Source organism: Pseudoalteromonas sp. SR45-6 (genome assembly GCF_014163545.1).
GTDB lineage: Bacteria > Pseudomonadota > Gammaproteobacteria > Enterobacterales > Alteromonadaceae > Pseudoalteromonas > Pseudoalteromonas rhizosphaerae.
This window is the reverse complement of sequence record NZ_JACJDM010000118.1, coordinates 1-2,324: the sequence shown is the minus strand read 5'-3', so window position 1 is coordinate 2,324 and position 2,324 is coordinate 1. Positions and strand designations below refer to the sequence as shown.

Below are 2,324 nucleotides of genomic sequence, written 5' to 3'. Positions count from 1 at the left end.
CGAAAACAGTTAAATAAATTGACTGATGATGATCAGTTAAGCTAATTTAAAAACGGCTCTACAAAATGATAAATCAGGTGATCAAAGCTGATGAGAATCGGTGATCAAAGTCATGAGAATACGCAAGTAGGAACCCGCTTTAGCTGTGATTGTTTTTAAATCCAGCCACAGGCATCGAGCTATGGGCTACGGTTACATCCTAGCTCCTAGTCACTTCCCTAGAACCTAGCGCCTTTACCTTAATCTATGATTGTTTTAAAATCAATTTTACCACCGAGCTCACCGAGGCGCGGCGCTACACAGAGAAGATAAAAAGTGCTTCGAGCTACGAGCTACGAGCAAATCCTAGCACCTAGCTCCTTTTACTACCGTAGGCGTTAAGCTTGCTAACGCGAAAACGCAGCTTTTAGGGGGATACCTCTTCAGGGCTAACCTAACCAAGTTTCAAAAATCCGTAAAAAAGCAGGCTAAACTTGATACCTGCTTTTTAACAACTTACATTTAAACTAAGAATCCCCTCAAGCTTTGAGTTTAAAGTCTTTTACAACATCATAAAAATCTTTAATCACATGATAGAGTGAATCATCTCCCGCGTCTAAATCTAAAGTTTCGATATTTTCCAGCAAAATTTCGTGCTTAAAACGCCAATTAGATTGTCTTTTCATTTTATATGCATCAGCAACCTTTTCAGCAAAATGATGAAACTCTTCTGGCGAATAGCGGCTAGCATTAATCGATACTGTATAGATATCTTGATTTTCTTCATTTATCTCACGTTCGATTTCAAGGTAATAAGGCCAATAATCCCCCTCCTTAGGAGTATGCTTAGTTAGCATTAATATCATCTTGCTATCATCAATATCAGCACCCAGTTTAGGGAATAGTTTCCTTACAGCTTCATTAAAGAGATTAAACTCATTTAAGCCATGCAACTCATTAAATACCTTATGATTATGCTGTATTAACTCAGCAAGCTTTAGCTGCCAATCGTCATAAGCATGCGCGTTTGGTAATACATACCCAAAATATTCTAGAGGAGTTAGCTCAATGAGGGAGTATGATTTTTTATTATAGGTAAGTTCCTGATTTTCTAGGAGGCGAAGTGTTTCGAAGTGGTTAGCTGATACCGTATTTAGTAACTTATTATAGTTTTTAAAGTAGAGAGTTCTTTTCTCATCCCACTCACCAAAAATGAAGTCATGAACATCTCTTAATTGATGCTCTTGTTTTTGGGTTAATAAATTACGTCCAAATAAATCAAGTAATGCATCTGACAGCCAAGTATCATCTACTTTCACAAATCGATTATCATACTCGTCACCATGGTTTTTAAAGTGACTATCCGATAACACATATACTTTATTCCAATCAGCATAATTAGTTTCTATCCAACTAGCGTATTTTTTTAATTGTTGGTTTTGTAATTTACTACCGTCTTTTCTCTCAATAACAATAACTAACTTTTGACTTGGATCTAAAACAAGCAAGTCAATCCGTCCAGCGCCATCATTAATAGGGAATTCGCGAATAACTTTAGCTTGAGAGGTTGAATGAGAAAGTAGCTCAAATGTACTTAAAAAATTTCCTAACTGCTCATCATCAGCAACATTAAAGACATAGTGAAGTAGTGCTTTTAAAAAGTAATCGCCTTGTTGATGGCCTCCATTGGGATCTAAAAGCCATGCCAAAATATCAGACTTCTTATTTTCATCAAGCTTTATCAACTCAAGTACTGAAGTTTCTTCACTTCGACTAGACAGAGCTTTAAAATCCTTATCCAATAATAGTTTAAATGTTTTTTCCAATAAATTTACACTCACTTCTCACCTCTTATTTTACTTATAAATTATCAAGCGACGTTATTTTTTAAAGTGCAATATAACAGCGACAGTCCAGAAGAATTTATAGTAACGAGTAAGCGAAGCCTTCCCTGTAACTGCTTCTTATATATGACTTAATAAAAACCATCCTTAAGTACCACATACTTAATCATTATGGGAGGCCAGTCAAGGTAAATTCATATTTTTATATATAAACCAGAACCTTAGCGTTAACACTAGTTATTAACAGCACTGAAAGTACTACACGCTTTTATTTGCAACACATTAATTACAAACTAAATAACACGATCAACATTATCTTTAGCTAAACCCCAGGGCAAGAGTATGAAAAAAGCCTATGATTTCAATACCTTTCCAAGGTAACCTGTACTGCGCATAGCTTTTTTCTGTTTTGCGGGCATGCCTTTATTAAAGCTTGTTTCTGCTTTTAGCTGATTAAATGCGATGTGTCTCAGCCCCGCAAATACAGGTGCTGCACCTTCA

The 2,324-nt window shown here is 35.9% G+C and carries 1 protein-coding gene; it reads right to left on the bottom strand.

Annotation, left to right across the window (positions count from 1 at the left end; genetic code table 11):
- Window positions 1-518: 518 nt before the first annotated feature.
- On the bottom strand, window positions 519-1,820 hold the full coding sequence (locus tag H5158_RS22325; protein ID WP_182718223.1) for a PD-(D/E)XK nuclease family protein: 1,302 nt from the start codon (window positions 1,818-1,820) through the stop codon (window positions 519-521).
- Window positions 1,821-2,324: the final 504 nt, after the last annotated feature.